19 protein-coding genes and 1 pseudogene are annotated in these 18641 nt (G+C 31.9%); 3 read left to right on the top strand and 17 right to left on the bottom strand.

The genetic code is table 11. The annotated features are described in order from the left end of the window. Positions 1-5: 5 nt before the first annotated feature. The 6 genes from B6S12_RS06475 to B6S12_RS06450 are packed head-to-tail and all read right to left on the bottom strand — an operon-like array spanning position 6 to position 3969. Positions 6-812, bottom strand: coding sequence for a hypothetical protein (locus B6S12_RS06475; protein ID WP_111229989.1), 807 nt, complete (start codon positions 810-812; stop codon positions 6-8). Further along, the gene (locus B6S12_RS06470; RefSeq protein ID WP_111229988.1) at positions 809-1042 is read right to left on the bottom strand and encodes an NADH-ubiquinone oxidoreductase subunit E family protein; all 234 of its coding nucleotides are present in this window, start codon (positions 1040-1042) and stop codon (positions 809-811) included. The genes B6S12_RS06475 and B6S12_RS06470 overlap by 4 nt, the downstream gene beginning before the upstream one ends. Continuing rightward, a complete protein-coding gene (gene nuoD / locus B6S12_RS06465; protein ID WP_111229987.1) occupies positions 1039-2271 on the bottom strand; it encodes an NADH dehydrogenase (quinone) subunit D in 1233 nt (410 codons plus the stop codon). Before nuoD ends, B6S12_RS06470 begins: the two co-directional genes overlap by 4 nt. 1 nt (position 2272) lies before the next feature. Further along, a complete protein-coding gene (locus tag B6S12_RS06460) occupies positions 2273-3076 on the bottom strand; it encodes an NADH-quinone oxidoreductase subunit C (RefSeq protein WP_111229986.1) in 804 nt (267 codons plus the stop codon). Between the two features lie 12 nt (positions 3077-3088). Then, positions 3089-3598, bottom strand: coding sequence for a NuoB/complex I 20 kDa subunit family protein (locus B6S12_RS06455; RefSeq protein ID WP_111229985.1), 510 nt, complete (start codon positions 3596-3598; stop codon positions 3089-3091). Further along, positions 3580-3969, bottom strand: coding sequence for an NAD(P)H-quinone oxidoreductase subunit 3 (locus B6S12_RS06450; RefSeq protein ID WP_111229984.1), 390 nt, complete (start codon positions 3967-3969; stop codon positions 3580-3582). Before B6S12_RS06450 ends, B6S12_RS06455 begins: the two co-directional genes overlap by 19 nt. A 372-nt stretch (positions 3970-4341) precedes the next feature. On the opposite strand from B6S12_RS06450, the pseudogene B6S12_RS06445 reads away from it, so the two are divergent. Next, a pseudogene (locus tag B6S12_RS06445) lies at positions 4342-4658 on the top strand (S24 family peptidase); the annotation flags it as partial. Positions 4659-4976: 318 nt separating this feature from the next. Here the strand turns inward: B6S12_RS06445 and B6S12_RS06440 are convergent. From B6S12_RS06440 to groES, 4 genes are all read right to left on the bottom strand, one after another. After that, positions 4977-5867: an AEC family transporter gene (locus B6S12_RS06440; protein WP_245892565.1), complete on the bottom strand. Its 891-nt coding sequence runs from the start codon at positions 5865-5867 to the stop codon at positions 4977-4979. 138 nt (positions 5868-6005) lie between these two features. Beyond that, the gene (locus B6S12_RS06435) at positions 6006-6527 is read right to left on the bottom strand and encodes a hypothetical protein (RefSeq protein ID WP_146239349.1); all 522 of its coding nucleotides are present in this window, start codon (positions 6525-6527) and stop codon (positions 6006-6008) included. 380 nt (positions 6528-6907) lie between these two features. After that, entirely contained in the window at positions 6908-8548 is a 1641-nt protein-coding gene (gene groL, locus B6S12_RS06430; RefSeq protein ID WP_111229981.1) for a chaperonin GroEL, read from the bottom strand. A 17-nt stretch (positions 8549-8565) separates the two neighbouring features. After that, positions 8566-8826, bottom strand: a complete 261-nt coding sequence (groES, locus tag B6S12_RS06425) for a co-chaperone GroES (protein WP_111229980.1) — start codon at positions 8824-8826, stop codon at positions 8566-8568. A 271-nt stretch (positions 8827-9097) separates the two neighbouring features. Between groES and B6S12_RS06420 the strand changes: the two genes are divergently transcribed. Together B6S12_RS06420 and B6S12_RS06415 are read left to right on the top strand one after the other, a co-directional pair. Beyond that, positions 9098-10258, top strand: coding sequence for a pyridoxal phosphate-dependent aminotransferase (locus B6S12_RS06420; protein ID WP_111229979.1), 1161 nt, complete (start codon positions 9098-9100; stop codon positions 10256-10258). Positions 10259-10323: 65 nt separating this feature from the next. Further along, positions 10324-10830 (top strand): hypothetical protein, encoded by a 507-nt coding sequence (locus B6S12_RS06415; protein WP_111229978.1) that lies wholly within the window; start codon positions 10324-10326, stop codon positions 10828-10830. A 498-nt stretch (positions 10831-11328) separates the two neighbouring features. Here B6S12_RS06415 and B6S12_RS06410 read toward each other — a convergent pair whose 3' ends face one another. The 7 genes from B6S12_RS06410 to B6S12_RS06380 all read right to left on the bottom strand — a co-directional run bounded on the left by B6S12_RS06410 (position 11329) and on the right by B6S12_RS06380 (position 18036). Beyond that, positions 11329-12612, bottom strand: a complete 1284-nt coding sequence (locus B6S12_RS06410) for a sensor histidine kinase (protein ID WP_111229977.1) — start codon at positions 12610-12612, stop codon at positions 11329-11331. Continuing rightward, entirely contained in the window at positions 12597-13253 is a 657-nt protein-coding gene (locus tag B6S12_RS06405; protein WP_111229976.1) for a response regulator transcription factor, read from the bottom strand. Before B6S12_RS06405 ends, B6S12_RS06410 begins: the two co-directional genes overlap by 16 nt. A gap of 32 nt (positions 13254-13285) precedes the next feature. Next, a complete protein-coding gene (locus B6S12_RS06400; protein WP_111229975.1) occupies positions 13286-13723 on the bottom strand; it encodes a DUF1104 domain-containing protein in 438 nt (145 codons plus the stop codon). 87 nt (positions 13724-13810) lie between these two features. Continuing rightward, the gene (locus B6S12_RS06395) at positions 13811-15091 is read right to left on the bottom strand and encodes an RNA polymerase factor sigma-54 (RefSeq protein ID WP_111229974.1); all 1281 of its coding nucleotides are present in this window, start codon (positions 15089-15091) and stop codon (positions 13811-13813) included. Beyond that, entirely contained in the window at positions 15088-15810 is a 723-nt protein-coding gene (gene lptB / locus B6S12_RS06390; protein WP_111229973.1) for an LPS export ABC transporter ATP-binding protein, read from the bottom strand. Before lptB ends, B6S12_RS06395 begins: the two co-directional genes overlap by 4 nt. Positions 15811-15848: 38 nt before the next feature. Next, entirely contained in the window at positions 15849-16250 is a 402-nt protein-coding gene (gene tsaE, locus B6S12_RS06385; RefSeq protein WP_111229972.1) for a tRNA (adenosine(37)-N6)-threonylcarbamoyltransferase complex ATPase subunit type 1 TsaE, read from the bottom strand. Beyond that, positions 16240-18036, bottom strand: coding sequence for a DNA polymerase III subunit gamma/tau (locus tag B6S12_RS06380; RefSeq protein WP_111229971.1), 1797 nt, complete (start codon positions 18034-18036; stop codon positions 16240-16242). Before B6S12_RS06380 ends, tsaE begins: the two co-directional genes overlap by 11 nt. Between the last annotated feature and the right edge of the window lie 605 nt (positions 18037-18641).

The raw sequence follows: 18641 nt of genomic DNA, 5'->3' as shown, positions 1-18641 counted from the left end.
ACTTGCTACCTCTCTATTTTACAATAACATATTTTTTTATCATTTTTTGGTAGCCATAGAATAGCTACCATACCTTTAATCTGTGGATTTTCTCTAAATTCAACCTCCAAAGCATCTTCTAAATTAGATAATTTAATGGAATATTTTTTGCCCTCTTGCATTTTACTCACAATTTTAAATTGCCCTGAAGCTTCCAAAAGTGGCATTTCTAGCTTAGTATTTTCTTGTGCATACACAACAAGTCCATCCATACTAGAAACTTCAATATCACATTCTATGCTTTCTTTTTTAATCTGTGGTTTATCTGTAATTTCTGGCATTTCTAAAAGCACAATTTTAATTTTAGAATTCCTTGCAATAAAACCCAAAATTCTAGCAAGGCTAGAAGAATTTTTAACATTATAAAAATCTTTACCCACTACAAGATATTGATTTTCTCCTGCGTTAAATTCATTAATAATAGCCTCTAAATCTTCTTCTGCTAAATTACTTTCTGAAGAGAGGTAACCCACATCTACATCTAATGTGTTTCCATTTTTAACCAAAAAATGTGCCAAAAGTAACAAAAGTGCCTCTTCGCACTCACACTCATACAGGCAATGTTCTATTTTTGAATAGGGATTTAAAAATAAAGGATGGAATAAACTTGCCTTTTTATATTCTTTATCTTTTAAAAGCTGATAAAAATTCTCTATAAAATCTCCCATCAAAAGCAAACTATCGCTCTTTTTTAACTCTTTTAAAAAACAAGAAGTATTTAAAAACTCTCCACCACTTTCTAAAAAAGTTTGCAAAAATTTCTCTTTGCTCATTGCTTTACCCTTTTTACCACAATTGTCCAATCTACTTCATTAAAACGCAAAGAGTTTAAAAGCTCATTTTGTGTTTTTTTTACTATATCTGCACTTTTTTGCACATTTTCAAAATCTTCTACACTCAATAAAAAAATTCCTACTTCATTTACTTGCAATTCTTGGGTAATTAACTCTTCTAAGCGTCCTAAAAAGTCATTTTTTAGATGTCTTAAATCAAATCTTTTCATCGATCAATCTCCCCAAAAACAATATTTGTATTCCCAATAATTGTAACCACATCTGCCAAATAATGCCCTGGCAATAAATCTTGTAAAACTCCCGTATGAAAAAAGCTAGGGGTTCGCATCTTAACTCTATAAGGATAAGGCTCACCTTCTGATTTAATAAAAAATCCAAGTTCACCTTTTGGAGATTCGGTTGGAACATACACTTCACCCACAGGAGGACGCATTCCTTGAGTTACCAACACAAAATGTTGCATTAAAGAATAATTTTGCGTCATGATTTGTTCTTTTGGTGCTGAAAAATACCGCGTATCCTCACACATTAAAAGAGTATCATCTGTTTGCTTGTATTTATCAATTAATTGATAGAGTATCCTTATGCTCTGTCGCATTTCTTCCATATATAATAAATAACGCCCATAGCTATCACAGCTAGTAGCCGTTGGCACATCAAAGCTTAGCTCATCATAAAGTTCATAAGGCTCTTCTTTTCTTATATCCCACTCTACTCCACTACCTCTTAAGAACACTCCGCTTAATCCCCAGCTTTTTGCCATTTCTTTATCTACAATGCCTACATTTTCTAAACGCATTCTCCAAATACGATTTTCACTCAATATGCCCTCATACAAAGCAATTTGCTCTGGTAATGAATCTAAAAAATGCTTTAATTTCTCACACCAATCTTGTGGTAAAGGAAGTGGCACACCTCCTATTCTAATGCTAGAATGCGTAAGTCTAGCCCCACAATAATCTTCTATTAAATCAATAGCAAACTCTCTTTCTCTAAAACAATAAAGAAAAATACTCATAGCACCCACATCAAGTGCGTGTGTAGCAAGCCAAAAAAGATGAGAAATAATGCGATTTAACTCTAAAAGCATAGTTCTAATTATTTTTGCACGCCTTGGAACTTCTATACCCAAAAGCTTTTCCACACTCAAAGCAAAAGCATAATTATTAGAACTTGCCGCAATATAATCCATTCTATCTGTGGTTGGCAAAAATTCATTATAAATCATATTTTCTGCCATTTTCTCCATTCCACGATGTAAATAACCAACATCAGGAGTTGCTTTAATAACCTTCTCTCCCTCTAATTCCAAAATAAGCCTTAGCTGACCATGTGCACTTGGATGTTGTGGCCCAAAATTTACCACCATCATACTATCGCTAATTCTATCAAATGCAACATTCTCATAGTAAGGCATTAATTTATTAGGCTGTTGCATTTTATTTCCTTTTGTCTAATTGTTTTGTTATAGAAGTATCTAGCTTTTTGACAAAAAGCACTCCATCTTCTTCTTGATACATAATAGGTTTTTCTTTCTCTTCTCCCTCTATTACGCTTTCTCCATAACCCACTTCATAACCAAGATGAGAAAATCTTTGGCTATCATAACGATCAATTCTTGCACTATCTCTTTGCTCTTCTCCAATTACTTCACGGTATTCTTGACCAAAAATCTTATCCACCTCATACCATCTAGCTTGCTCATCTCCATGCAATGGATAGCTTTTTAAAAGAGGGTGTCCCACCCAATCATCTGGCATTAAAATACGCTTAGGATAAGGATGATTTAAAGGCAAGATACCAAACATATCATACATTTCTCTCTCGCTCCAATTTGCACTCTTAAAAATATGGCTTACTGTATGTAGCTCCTCTCCTTTTTTCAAAAAGGTTTTAACCCTTAAGCGTTTTTTATCCTCCATATTTAAAAGCTGGTAAAAAATCTCAAATCCACCTCTTTTTTCTAAATAGTCTATAGCACTCATCTCGCTAAGCACATCATAACCCATTTTTTTTAATTCTAAGAGTATTTCTACAACTTTATCTTTATCTACCCACACCACTAAAGTTCCTCTTTGCAAATAAGCCTCATCAAGACTAAATTTACATTCTAAGGCTTGGATAACTTTAACATATTTTTCATCTTCTTGAAAACTTAGCTTAGGGATTTGTGGAGCAACATAAAATCTATCTTTATAATAAACCTGCTTTTGCACATTACTTTTTATTTTTTGTTCTCTCAAAATCAACCCTTTCTAAACAAGACGCTTAGGGGCTACTCCCCTAAAAGCCTTTTGTTTTCTTATTTTTTGCTGTAAAACCATAAGAGCATATTGCAAGGTTTCAGGTCTTGGCGAACAACCAGGCAAATAAATATCTACAGGTATTATTCTATCTACTCCTTGCACAGTCGCATAAGTATTAAACATTCCACCCGTATTTGCACAACTCCCCATAGAAATCACCCACTTAGGTTCTGGCATTTGATCATACAATCTTCTTACAAATTCTGCATGTTTTTTAGTAACAGTCCCTGCAATAATCATCACATCACTTTGTCTAGGACTTGCTCTAAAAATTGTTCCAAATCTATCAAAATCATATCTTGAAGCACCCGTTGCCATCATCTCAATCGCACAACAGGCTAATCCATAAGTCATTGCCCATAAAGAATTGCTCCTCCCCCAATTAATAAGCTTATCTACACTTGTAAGTGCAATAGGTAAGCCTGCATTTTTAAAATAATCTACTTTATGCTCTGCCATTGCAATGCTCCTTTTCTCCATGCATATACATAACCTATTACCAAAAGTAACACAAATAAAATCATCTCTACAAATCCAAACACGCCTAAGATTTTAAAATCCACCGCCCAAGGAAACATAAAAATCACTTCTACATCAAAAAGAATAAATAAAAGCGCCATTAAATAAAATTGTGATGAAATGCGATTGGGCTGTTTTGTAGGAGCCAAACCACACTCATAAGGAGATAATTTTAATTTTTGTGTGTTTTTGTTGGCTAATTTTCTCCCTACAAATCTTGAAAGAAAGGTGGTAGCAAAAAATGCTACAAAAGTAAAAACAAAAATTGCAAAAACTCCAAAATAAGGATGAGCTAATGAATATTGCGACATTTCTTTTCCTTTTGATTAAAAAATTTTTATCTTATCTTAGCAAAGTTTTCTTATTTTCAGTATAAAACAATAAAGTTTTATTTAACTTTACTCAAAAACCCTTAAAGCTTACGATATTTTAATACAAATTGTAAATTATTTTCACTCCAAGAAGCAAACAAAATAAATTCTCCATAAAACTTTTATTTCCTAAAAATTACTTCTTTTAAAATTATAACACCACTTTTCAACTTAAAGCCATTTTATGCTTAAAATCAAAGTGCAACCTTTTTCACTTTGATTTCTAACACAAATATTCTTCTTTTGTTTGTATTTTCTTTGTTTTAAAAGCTTTTCTTGCAATTTGAAATTTTATGCTTTAATACTAAAAAGCATAAAAGAAATATTAGTATTAATTACTTTTTCTATGGAAGTTCTATAAAAGAAATATTAGATTGTGAGGAAAAGTATAAAATCCTTAAGCTTTATAAGACTAATGCTTCTTTAGGAGGTGGAGGAATTAATGAGTTTGTAGAGTTTCAAGAAATTATTATAGATAATACATTACTAGATTTTTTAAAAGTAAAGATTGTGAATTTATTACAAGTTTGGGTGATAGCATGGAAGAAGTTATAAAAGAGGGTTCAATTTGTGTAATTGATAGAAACAAACCTTTTAAAAATAAAGGTATTTATGTGATTAATACTAGGAGAAACTCCTAAATTACTTAGCAACAATCAAACATATAAACCTATAAAACTAGATAAGGAAAATTTTAAAATATTTAGAATGTGTTGATAGGCTATTTAAAAGTAAATGCTTTTATTTTAAGATCTTAAAATCTTTTGAATAGTATTGATAGGCTTTAAAGGATATTTGCTAAATATTTAAAAGATATTTATAAAATGAATATCTAACAAATACCTAATAAATATAAAGCAGACTATTAAGCAATGTAAAGCAAAATTACTTGCTTTGGTTTTTGTGGCTTTGTCAATAATACAATTTATGGCAATAAATAAAACATTTTATGCAAAATAAAGCCAAATAGGGACAGAAACAAAACTTACCAATATCCCAAAAGTAACAGAATTAAGAGCCAATTTTGCATTTAAACCTGCTTTATAAATGATAGCAGCTCCACTTACAAGCGGAGGCATTGCCACTTCAATCAATGCTAATTTATGCGTGTTTGAAAAGTCGCCCACAAAAATTTTTACAAATAAAAATAAAATAAGGGGTGCTAAAATCATTTTTGTGCTTAAAAGCAATGCAGGATATTTCCATTCCAAAATCCCTTTAAGATTTAACTGAACTCCAATAGCAAATAATGCTACTGGTGTTGCTGTCTGTGCCAATGCTTTTAAAGGAGAGAAAAATTCATCTGGAATTGTAAAGGGTAACAATCTAAAAAATATCCCGCTAAGAAGTGCTAAAAATAGAGGGCTTTTCAAGAGCTTTTTAAAAACACCTCCAATAGAAAAAGAAGTTTTTCCACTCATACTTAATACAATGGGCGCTAAAAACGCAAAAGGAATACCTGTAACAAACTGATCATAAATAATTACCATATTTGCATAATCTGCACCTAAAGCCCCTTGCACAAAGGGAAAACCAAGATATAAGGTATTACCAAGCGTTCCCATAAAACTCAAAGTGATTTTTGTAGCTTTATCAAACTTCAAAAAGCTTCCAATAGCCCACAAAATACCACCTACGCAAAAATTACTCACTAAAGATACAACACATAAGATAAGAAATGAAGTGTCAATATGAGCATGGTAAGTGCCATTAAAAACCTGTGCAGGTAATGCAAAATTTATTAAAAATCCTAGCAAAATTCCACTATGTTTATTTCCTAAAAGACGCATTTTATTAGCCATAAAACCAATAAAAATAAACACAAAGATGTTATACATTGCTAAAAGCATTCCAAAAACTCCCAAAAAATTCTACAAGAATACTACTACAAACTTTATCAAAAATTAATTAAAAATATTAACTTAAATACTTTATATAAAAATAATATTATCTATAAATAAAAATTTTAAAATCCCTTAATATCTATGAAAACGCTCAAACTGCTTCTTAAAACTAGGATAAAAATCCTCCATAGCATGACATAATCTTTTAACTATTCTTGTGATGGAACCCTTAGCAATTAACAAATCTCTCATAGAATTATACAAATCATGTGCTGCAAAAAGACTAAAAAGCAACTTTTGATCTTTTTCGCTCAAATCCTCATAGCTATGCCCCAAATTTAAAAGATTATCCACATAAACAAGCACCATTCTATTTTCAAGCAAACTAGAAAAATTCTTGAAAAGATTGATGATACGCCCATAATACTCTTGATCCATTTCATCAAACTTTTCTCTTATATAAGAAGGACATGCAATGACACCAACATTTGGAATAGAACCTTGTGTATTTTGTAATTCATCAATCACTACTTTAATCAATTCCTCATTAAAGCCAAGCTTCCTAAAATCACTTGGTCCTAAATGTTTATCTGAAAAAAACTCAAACTCTTTGATAAGATCAATTACTTTAAATTTCTTCTTTTCTGGTAACATCCAAACTCCCCTTCTTCTAGTTAATAAAATCCCCCCCCCCCCCGCTACCTGCATAATTGCACTGTGCGAAGTTGGTTGAATAAAATTTCCATTAGTATATAACTTCAAGTATTAAAATAAGATAAGATTTAATATATTTTAGTATTACTATAAATAAAATGCAAAATTAACATAATATTTTCATAAAATCAAAAGATATTCTAATAAAAAAGTGCTACACCAAAGAGATTTCTAAAAATTTTCTTTAAAAAAATTAAAGTTTTATTTAGCATATTAAAAAAGCATAAATAAGTAAATTTTATTTAAATTTGAATAAGTTTTTCATTTTTTCAATGAAAGAGTATTTTAAAAAGCAAAAATGAGGGGGGGGGGGGTAGGAATTACATCATTCCACCCATACCGCCCATTCCACCCATACCGCTCATATCAGGCATAGCTGGTTTGTCTTCTTTGATTTCATGCACTGTTGCTTCTGTGGTTAGAAGTAAGCTTGAAACCGATACTGCATTTTGCAATGCAATTCTTGCTACTTTTAGAGGATCAATAATACCTGCTTCAAACATATCTACATAATTTCCACTTGATGCATCAAAACCATTATTTGCATTTGAATCTTTTTCTACATTATTCACTACTACGCCATCATCAAATCCTGCATTTGTAGCAATTTGCTTGATTGGAGCTTTGATAGCTCTTTTGATGATTTCATAACCGATTTTCTCATCACCACTTAAGTCCAAATTAACTTTAGCAGCAGCTCTAATTAGCGCAGCACCACCACCAATGATAATTCCTTCTTCTACCGCAGCTTTTGTAGCTGAAAGTGCATCATCTACTCTGTCTTTTTTCTCTTTCATTTCTACTTCACTTGCAGCACCAACCTTAATAACTGCTACACCACCGCTTAATTTTGCTAGTCTTTCTTGTAATTTTTCTCTATCATAATCGCTTGTAGTAGCTTCAATTTGAGTTTTGATTTGTGCTACTCTAGCTTCTACTGCACTCTTCTCACCTGCACCATCTACGATAGTTGTATTATCTTTGTCAATTACAATTCTTGCAGCTTGTCCCAAATCTTCAATACTTGCATTTTCTAAAGTTTTGCCTAGCTCTTCGCTAATTACTTCACCACCTGTTAGAGTAGCAATGTCTTTTAGCATTTCTTTTCTTCTATCGCCAAATCCTGGAGCTTTAACTGCTGCTACATTCAATACACCTCTTAACTTATTTACTACTAAAGTTGTTAAAGCTTCTCCTTCAATATCTTCAGCAATGATTAAAAGTGGCTTACCACTTTTCATTGTAGATTCTAAAAGAGGTAAAATATCTTTCATAGAAGTGATTTTTTTATCTGTTAGAAGAATATAAGGATGATCTAGCTCTGCTTCCATTTTGTCGCTATTTGTCACAAAATAAGGGCTCAAATAGCCTCTATCAAATTGCATACCTTCAACAACGCTTAACTCATCATTGATTCCCTTGGCTTCTTCTACTGTAATAACACCATCTTTGCCAACTTTTTCCATAGCTTCAGCGATTAAATCACCCACTTTTACATCAGAGTTTGCAGAAATTGATGCAACTTGTGCAATTTCTTTCTTACCAGAAACTGGCTTAGAAATTTTTCTTAACTCTTCTGTAATAGCTTCAGCTGCTTTATCCATACCTCTTTTTACTTCTACTGGATTTGCACCTGCTGTTATGTTTCTTAATCCCTCTTTAAAGATACTATATGCTAGAACTGTTGCAGTTGTAGTTCCATCACCTGCTGCGTCTGCAGTTTTACTTGCTACTTCTTTTACAAGTTGAGCTCCCATATTTGCAATAGGATCTGCTAGTTCAATTTCTTTAGCAACTGATACGCCATCTTTTGTAATACTTGGAGCACCAAAGCTTTTTTGGATTAAAACATTTCTTCCTCTTGGCCCCATTGTTACTTTAACAGCATCGCTTAGTTGCTTTACACCTTCATATAGTCTATTTCTTGCGTTATCTGAAAAATTAATTTCTTTACTTGCCATATCTTACTCCTTAAAAATTAAGCTAAAACACCTAAAACATCTTCTATTTTTAAAATTAAATACTCTTTTCCATCTAGTTTTACTTCTGTGCCAGAATATTTACCAAATACAATTTTATCATTCACATTTACTTCTTTTACTTCGCTTCCAATAGCTTTTACTACACCCATTAATGGCTTTTCTTTTGCATTATCAGGGATAATAATTCCAGAAGCAGTTTTTGTATCTTCCTCAAGTCTTTCTACTAAGACTCTCTCTCCAAGTGGTTTGAAATTCATTAGGATTCCTCCATAAAATTTTATTTTGTTAAAACGCTTGGAATTATAATTAGTTTTTTCTCTTTTGTCAATAATCTAAGTAAAAAAATTCACTATATTTTAGTCTAAATGACTAAAGTTTTATAAGCTTAATGAGCTAATATTATAAAAATTCCTCCAAAAATAAGCATTTCAAACAAATCCTTTAATTTTATTTTATTTTTAATAAACAAAAAAGTAAAAAAGGATTATATTTACAAACACATATTTAAGTATATTTTGGGAGTTTCTTATGTATTCAAAACGCGTTAGCAACTTATCTTCATCTATTACAATAGCTATTAGCACACTTGCGCGTGAGCTAAAAGCACAGGGTAGAGATATTTTATCTTTTTCAGCAGGAGAACCTGATTTTGATACCCCTAAAGTCATTAAAGATGCAGCTATTAAGGCTTTAGAAGATGGTTTTACAAAATACACAGCTGTTGCTGGTATCCCTGAACTTTTAGATGCTATTAGAGAAAAACTATTAAGAGATAATCAATTAAGCTACACCAATGATGAAATTATTGTTAATAACGGAGCTAAACACTCTCTTTTCAATGTATTTCAAGCATTAATTGATGAGGGAGATGAAGTAATCATTCCTAGTCCTTATTGGGTAACCTATCCTGAACTTGTTACTTATAGTGGTGGAAAAAATATCTTTATCCACACCAAAGAAGAAAATAAATTCAAAATTACAAAAGAGGAACTAAAGGCTGCTATCACACCCAAAACCAAAATGCTTGTCCTAACAACACCTTCCAATCCTACGGGTATGGTTTATAGTAAAGAAGAGTTAGAAGGCTTAGGTGAAGTTTTAAAAGGCACAAATATTTGGGTTGTAAGTGATGAAATTTATGAAAAGCTTGTATATGAAGGAAAATTTACTTCAACTGCTAGTATAAATGCTGATATGATGGAACGCACTATCACCGTTAATGGCTTAAGTAAAGCAGTAGCCATGACTGGTTGGCGTATGGGCTATCTTGCCACTAAAGATAAAAAATTGCGTTCTTTAATCAATAATCTCCAAAGCCAAAGTATCTCCAATATCAATTCTATCACACAAAAAGCATCTATTTTAGGCCTTAATGGAAGTGCAGATGAAGATATTGAAAAAATGAGACTAGCCTTTAAACAAAGACGCGATATTGCAGCAACTAAATTCAATGCAATTAGCGGACTTAATGTAATTGTGCCTGATGGTGCTTTTTATCTTTTTGTAAATTGTTCTAAAATTGAGCAAGATTCTATGAAATTTTGCAAAGAACTCTTAGAAAAAGAAGGGGTTGCAGTAGTTCCAGGAATTGGCTTTGGAATGGAGGGATATTTTAGATTTTCCTTTGCTACTGATTTAGCAAGCATAGAAAGAGGGATTGAAAGAATTGCAAATTTCTGCTCCCATTAAAATCTAAAATTTTGGAATACATTTTGCTTATCTTGTGATAACAAACCAAAACAAGGTAGGCAAAAATGAATATAAATAATCAAAATGCAGGAATGTTTGGGCTTTTAAGTCAAGCTTATGACAATCAATACAATAATAAAGATAATAATATCTCTGGCTACCCCAAACAAAATAGCGGAAACTCTTCTTTTAATATAGAAGAAACTTCTAGTATCAATGAGACTTCTAGCCTTTTTTCTACCCAAGGGACTTTTTTTAATCCTAGCCTTATACAAGATACTTTTGAGAGTAGCAATGAACTTGCTAAAATCCAAAGCTTTGCTTCTAGCTTTGAAGCAGAGATAAAAAATCCAAACAACACACAAAAGCTAGGTGAGGCAATGTATGAAAATGGCATTTTAAACAAACAAGAAAAAATAGGATTTGACTTGCTACAAAAACTCAATCCCAGCTTGGATTCCAACATCACTAATGAGCTTATACAAAATTCAAATTTAAACAGCGAAAATGCAAAACTTCTTAGTAATGTGGATAAAAAAATAGGTGCGGTGAGATATTTTGGTGGCTTTTAGCCTCCTCTTTCTGCATTTTTTTAAAACTTATCATTTTAAATTGCATTTCCATAATTCATATACCACAATCTTTCAAAATACAAAAATCTCTGCTTTTGTATATTTCTCCTCTAGTCTTTATTTTTAAAAAATATAAAACCATCTAAGTTAGAGGATTTTAAATTTTATTCCCCTCATTAAAGCAACATAAGCATTTTTAGTAGCAATAGTAAATTTCTATTTAGCTTTTCCTCTTATATTTATCCTAGACTGTCTTTATAAGCATTAGTTCAAATCTTTTAAATAGCTTCATAGCCCATCAATTAGTTCTTTATAACTTCACATACTTTTATCACTAGATTTAAAAGCTTAGGGACATTTTTAAGATTTTTATATTATCTCTTTAAATATACTACACTTATTCTCTCTTTAGATTTTCTTTTTATATCAAACAGGCAGTAAAGAAGCAAATCTAGGGAATAAGCATTTCAATGGAACAACACCAACTATCTTAGTTTTTTACCATTTTAAAATAAACTCACTCCCTTTTCCCACTTCGCTTTTACAAGTAATTTCTATCTTATAAGCATTGCAAATTTTTTTGACAATAGATAGCCCTATACCAAAACCTCCCTGCTCCTCATTACTCCTCACATAGCGTTCAAAAATCCTTTTTTGATCCTCTTTTTTAATCCCGCAACCATTATCAATTACACTTAAGGTATTTTTAGTCAAATTTAAATGCACTTTACCACCTACATTAGTGTATTTAAAGGCATTATCTAAAAGATTATCCACCACTCTAGCAATTTTTGTCCTACTAGCAACAATGCTACTTTCTTGTAAATTTGCACTAAAATCTATGTTTTTTTGCTGATAAAAAGGCATAAAATAATCAACCCTCTCGCTCAAAAGCTGTTTTAAATCAATCTTCTCATTCTTGCCCTCCATCAAATGAGGAAAATTGTAATACACAAGATCCTCATAGATTTGACTAAGTGTTTTAGCTGCCATTTTAATTCTTTTAAACTTCTGCAAATCTTGTGGCTCTAATTTCTCTTCTTTAATGCGTTCTACACTCATTAAAATTACACTCAAAGGAGTATTAATCTCATGCGTAGAGTCTTTAATAAAAGCATTCAAGGAGGTAATTTTTTCACTAAGAGGTTTTAAGCTCAATTTCACTAAAAAATAGGCAACTGCTAAAATTCCCATAACTGCACAAAAAAACCAAAAAGCCATTTTAATCCACAAAGCAAGCAAAGAATCCATAATTCCACCCGCTTTAAAAATCAAATAACCTCCACCTTTATAAAAATCTCCACTTTCTTCATCTAGCTGTGTTCGCACAAACCTCCAAAACCTTCCCCCTGCCCTTTGGGTTAGCAAAAATGTATCATTTTCAACTTTAATAATTTTATCATTATGCGCTCTATGCTTTTTTTCAATATCTTGATAAGAAATAAACTCTTGGATATTATCTCCCTTTTTAAAACGCTCTAGAGTGCTAAAAAGCACATTCCCTCTTGCATTTGCAATCCCAAAAGGTATTTGAAGCTCTAAAGAAGTTTCTTCTAAAAGTTTTAAAAAATCCTGCTCTCCCTCTTTTAAATGATCATAAAGATGTGTAATAAAACTATGCGAAAGTTCTCTTAGCTCCAAAATCTTATCATCAATAATCACTTCTTTTTCTTTTTGATACCAACTATAAAAAAAAATCCCAAGAAGCACACAACTTGTAATCAAATAAAGACTTAAAATATTTAAAATAGTCTTTTTGCCATCAGTTAAGCGTAATAACAATACCCCTCTCCTCTGCGTGTTAAAATATGATCTTTGCCTACAATTTTTCGTAAATTTTTAATATAAACTCTTAGACTTAATTCGCTTGGCTCCTCATCAAATCCCCAGAGATTTTGATAGATTTTCTCCAAACTCACAAAGCTATTTTGGTTTTGTAAAAGCAATTTTAAAAGCTCCCTTTCTTTAGAAGAAAATTTATGAGGCTTTTTTAAATAATACAAAGTCCCCTCATGGCAATCAAATTCATATCCATTGCCAAAATCTACCCTTTCTTCTTTATATTGACGCTTTAAAATTGCCCCTAAACGCAATAATAATTCCTTTAGCTCAAAAGGCTTTTTTAAATAATCATCACAGCCACTTTTAAAGCCAATTTCTAAATCTTTGATTTGATTTAAAGCAGTAATAAAAATCGCAGGCGTCTGCTCTCCTCTTTCTCTAATTTCTTTTAAAACCTCAAATCCATTACCATTTTGCACCATAACATCTAGCAATAAAACATCAAAATGCTCTTCATAAGATTTAGAAAGTGCCTCATTAGCACATTCACAAGCCACAACTTCATAGCCCTCTTCTATCAAACATTCTACAAGAATTTCTTGAAGTAATCTATCATCTTCTAGTAATAAAATTCTACTCAAAAATCACACTCCTTAAAATAAGGCAAAAAGCCTTATCTTGTTCTATAACCATTGCCTAAGCAATCTCCTCTACTTCCTCTATATCCACCTTGATGGTGCATTCCCATTCCATGTATTCCGCCTCTTCTTAATCCACTCTCTCTAAACTCACGCTCACTCATTCCTTGTATTTTCTTATCCATTTCTTCACGGATAGAATCTCTATATGCTCTATGTTCTGCCACACTCATCTTATCATAAACACTTCTTGCTTGCAAACGCATTTTTTCTCTAAATTCTCTTGCTTCACTTACTTTCATTTCTTGAATTCTCTTATTAACCTCAATTCTATAATCTGGATAATCTTTAGGCTTAACTGTCCCAGCCATATCAATTAATTGTTGGTTATTGACTTTAGAAAAATCCACTGCATAAGCAAAACCTGCACCTAAAATTCCACTAAGCAAAATTGCCATAAATTTTGTTTTCATAACAAAACTCCTTGTTGTAAATTTATGGTGCAATTATAATTACACTCTATAAAGTAAGCGTGAATCAAAAATAAAGCCAATATGAAGTCAATAAGACATTTTATAGAGTTTTTTACGCTCTGAAGAACTAGCAATATTAAGCTGTGCACGGTATTTTGTGATGGTGCGTCTTACGATTTTTATATTAAACTTCTCTTCAATGAGTTGCAAAATTTTATTATCGCTTAAAGGTTTTTGCTTATTTTCGTTTTTAATAAGATCTGCTACAAAATCTTTAATAGTAGTATTTGCCATATCCTCATCTAGCGCCGTTGCAAAGAAATTTTTAAGAGGAAAAATCCCTCTAGCACATTCCAAAAATTTATTAGAAATCGCTCTTGAAATCGTGCTTGGTGCATGATTAAATTCTTCTGCTAAATCCTTTAACTTCATAGGCTTAATCTCGCCCCCCATAAAAAAATCATATTGATATTCTACAATCATAAGCCCTATTTTATAAAGTGTTGCCTTTCTCATCTCTAGTGCATCCACCAAATCGCGCGCCTCTTTAATCTTAGTCTTCACAAAATCATCTTTTAGCTTCTCTTTGCCCTCTTTATTATATGTTTGTATTTCAATGCTTGGATAATACTTATCATTAATTTGCACTTCAATATTGTTTGCCTCTTGCAACACTAAAATATCTGGAATAATCGCCGCTTCTTTCTCGCAATAATCAAGTGCAGGAGGATTTTTAAAACTTGCAATCACTCGCATAGCTTCCTTATAATAAGGAATATCTTTAAAATTTATATGGTTTGCCAAATCGCTTAAAATCTTTTTTGCACTCTCCCAGATATGAGGCTCTACATCCATATTTTCCAACTGAAAATGAAAAGATTCAATCAAATCTCTTGCAGCAATTCCAGGTGGATCCAAATAAGCAAAACGCTCCCTTATTTTTTCCACTTCCCTAATCTCCACTTGATGTGTAGTGGCAATCTTAGCATAATCACCAACAAAGTAACCTTCCTCATCTATGGATTCAATAATAGATTTTGCAATCTCTTGGGAAATTTTTGTAGGAAAAAGAGGAGGATTGATTTGATCTAACAATTCTTCTTCCAAGCTCTTTTCTTCAATACAAAAACGCTCAATCACATCAAGAGAACTTCCTCGTTTTGGAGTATTAGCCTCCCTTTTTTTCTTTTGCGAAGAAAAATCTGTGCTAATTTGCGATTGCACTTCAATATAAGGATTTTCCTTAGAAAACTCCCCCAATGTTTCTTCAAGCTCACTTGCCCCGCTCTGTAAAATCGGCAACCAACTCTTTAGTGTAGAAGATAGCTTGTTTTTAACATTTGCAGAAACATTGGTTCTTAGCTTCATAATTTAAAATTATCTCCTAAATAATGTTTTCTTACTAATTCATTTTGATAAATCTCTTTGGAACTTCCACTAGCTAATAACATACCCTTATTAATCACATAAGCCTTATGGCATACATTAAGCGTTTCTCGCACATTATGATCTGTAATCAAAACCCCTATATCAAACTCTAAAAGCTTTTGGATAATGTTTTGAATATCTTGAACCGCTATGGGATCCACCCCAGCAAATGGCTCATCTAAAAGAATAAATTTAGGTTTTTTTACAAGTGCCCTTGCAATCTCCACCCTTCTTCTTTCGCCACCACTTAGATTAATTCCTTTACGATTTCTAATTGGTTCAATATTAAAATCTTCCAAAAGTTCTTCAATCCGCTTCAAACGCTCTTTTTCATCTTTTATGGCAAGTTCTGCAGCAATTAGTAAATTCTCCTCTACACTTAAATCCTTAAAAACACTAGACTCTTGAGGCAAATATCCAATTCCAAGTTGCGAGCGTTTATGCAAACTAAGGCGTGTAATATCCAAACTATCAAAATAAATATTTCCTTTTGTAGGAGATAAAAGCCCACAAATCATATAAAAACTTGTCGTTTTCCCAGCTCCATTAGGCCCTAATAATCCGACAATTTCTCCACTTTTAACCTCTAAAGATATGTCAGAAATAATTTTTGTTTTTTTAATGGTTTTTGTTATTTTTTTTGCCTCTAGTTTATGCATATTCACCTCAAATTTATTTGACTAATTCTACACTTTTTTTATTTAAAAATGTATTTTCTAAAATCTCCCTCCATTTCTATTTTTAAACGCTTATAGGGGATCATTACTACATCTAGCGTTCTAGCAAGATCATCACCTCCCCACTCTACAAAATGCCACCCCTCTTTTTCAAATTCTTCTAAAATACCTAATGCCATAAGCTCTGCAACTTTCTTATGATAAATATCATAATGATAAATTCCGTTTCCATAGTGATTACATAATACATAAGTGGGAGAAGTTACGCTTGCATCACTTCCTAAATGCTTTACAAACTGCTTTACTAAAGCTGTCTTTCCACTGCCCAATTTACCTTCTATAAGATAAACTCCTTTATTTTCTCTTAAAGCAATACATTCACATAATCTATCCAATTCTTCTTCACTTAATTTAATTTCCATTTAAATCACTCCTTGGACGCACCTTAATTTGCTTAATACCTAGCATTGTCTTAGCACTTTGCAATAAAGGGAGTTCTAATGCCTCATTTACTTCTTGTTGCACCGTGTTTTTTGCTTCTTGCGGAATGCTTTTTAACTCTTCTTGTGGGGTAGCTATTTCTTTTTGCTCCTCTTTATCTTCTTTGGTTTGTAGATTTTCTAAATCTTGCGTTACTTGTAAATCTTCCTGCAAAAATGAAGCTTCTTGAAGCGAGCTTTCATTTTTAGTTGCTTCTATTGCTTTATTTTCATCGGTTTCTTTTTGGGGTATTTTTTGTGCTTCTATATTTTCATTTTGAGCTTTAATTTCCTTTGGCACAGCTTTAATCTGTGTTTGCAAACCAAAAATATCAAATACGCAACCCTTAATCACGCTATAAGCATTTCTCAAGCGTTCTTTAGCTTCATCTTTAGCACTACTTGCCCAAGTTAGCTCCCCGCTTTCAAAAGAAATAAATTCTATATTATCTTCAAAGCACTTCCCCAAATCATAGCTTCGCTCATAAAGTTTTTGAACTAAGAGGCTAAAAAGCTCTTTGGCATTATTTAAAGGATTACTAAGCTCTTCTTTGGGTTTTTGTTGCTGTGTTATCTTGTTTGTTTGTATGTTTTCATTTTGGCTAGAAACTGTGTTTAGAGGCATTTTAACACTATGGGGCAACTCCTCATAAACACCCTTTTGAAGCTCTTCTATCATCTTATCAATCTTCTTAACCTTAAGTGCTTCTAACATCTTAAATACACTAAGAGTTAGCACAAAGCTATCTTCACTACCTAAAAATAATAATTGCTTTGCCTGTGCTAAAATTCGCAAAAACCTATCAATAATCATCGTATTGAAGCGTTCATCATTGCCTTGGATTAGCTTTTCTTTTAAAAAAATACTAAGCTCATCTAAGAGCATTTCGCATTCATATTCAAAAAAACCTTCAATTTTTTGCAAAATCTCTTCTTTATCCTCTCTAAAAACCGCATCCATTAATTCATTTAAACTTTGTGGATTGATTAAACCTAGCATATTTGCACACACATTTTGCGTGATATTATAATTAGAATAAATAATGGCTTGATCTAGTAAAGTAAGTGTATCACGGAGAGAACCAGAACCGCTCCTAATTAGCATATTTAACGCTTCTTCTTGATATTCTACGCCCTCTTTTTGTAAAATCATTTTCAAATGTTCTAAAATGCTCTTTTCTGAAATCCTTTTAAATCTAAAATGCTGTGTCCTACTAAGAATTGTCGCAGGAAGCTTTAAAGGATCTGTAGTAGCTAAGATAAATTTAACATAACTTGGAGGCTCTTCTAAAGTCTTTAAAAGTGCATTAAACGCCTCTTTAGTCAGCATATGAACTTCATCAATAATAAAAATTTTAAATCGTCCCATGCTTGGATGGTATTTTGTCTGCTCTATCAAATCACGGATATCATCAATTTTACGACTAGAAGCACCATCAAGTTCAATAATATCAATATGCCTCATTTTATGAGGATTTGCTGCGATACAATTTTCACACACTCCACAAGGCTTTGCTCTAGGTCCCTCATCACATTGCAATGCTCTTGCAAAAATTCTAGCACTTGAAGTCTTTCCGCTTCCTCTAAGTCCTGAAAACAAATAAGCATGGGAGAGGCGTTTGCTATTTAAAGCCAAAGAGAGAGTTTTGCTTACTGCCTCTTGCCCCACAAGCTCATCAAAATCCATAGGACGATATTTTAATGCTAATGCTTCATTAATCTCTTCCATACAACTACCCTTGCAAATTAAAGAGCAAATTTTACTACAAAGATAATCTAATTTTAATTAAACAACCAAAAAATCTTTAAGCTTTAAATAATAAAACTATATTGACAGCCAAACACCAAGCTTTTACCCCTAAAAATCCCATAATGTTAAAGAGTTTAAATCTTTAAAATATATAAACTTAACTCAAATTCTCTTCTTTTATACATCTTTTTATTAATTTTTTATTATTTTTATATAACAAATAAACATTTCCTAAATAAAAAATAATGAATTAAAATTTAAAAAAACATATATTAGAATTCCAAAATCAAAATTCTAATATTTTTTAACTTCTAAATAAAAATAATAAAGAAAGGGGGAGACTATATGAAAAACTTATTGAATCTAAAATTTCATAATACTGCATTATTATTTAACACCCCTATTTCTATTTTAGTTAATAATGGGGGGGGGGGGGCATTCTAGCTCTTTATTAACCCTTCTTTGTTACTTTAGATACTTTAGAGAGTCTTTCTCTATCATTGTAAGAGTTTGTAGAACTCGTGGCAATCTAACAAGGACAACCCATAATTTTAAGTTTTCTTTAGACTGCCACACTTTACTTT

It is taken from the genome of Helicobacter valdiviensis (assembly GCF_003245365.1).
GTDB lineage: Bacteria > Campylobacterota > Campylobacteria > Campylobacterales > Helicobacteraceae > Helicobacter_D > Helicobacter_D valdiviensis.
This window is presented reverse-complemented; position numbering and strand designations above follow the sequence as displayed.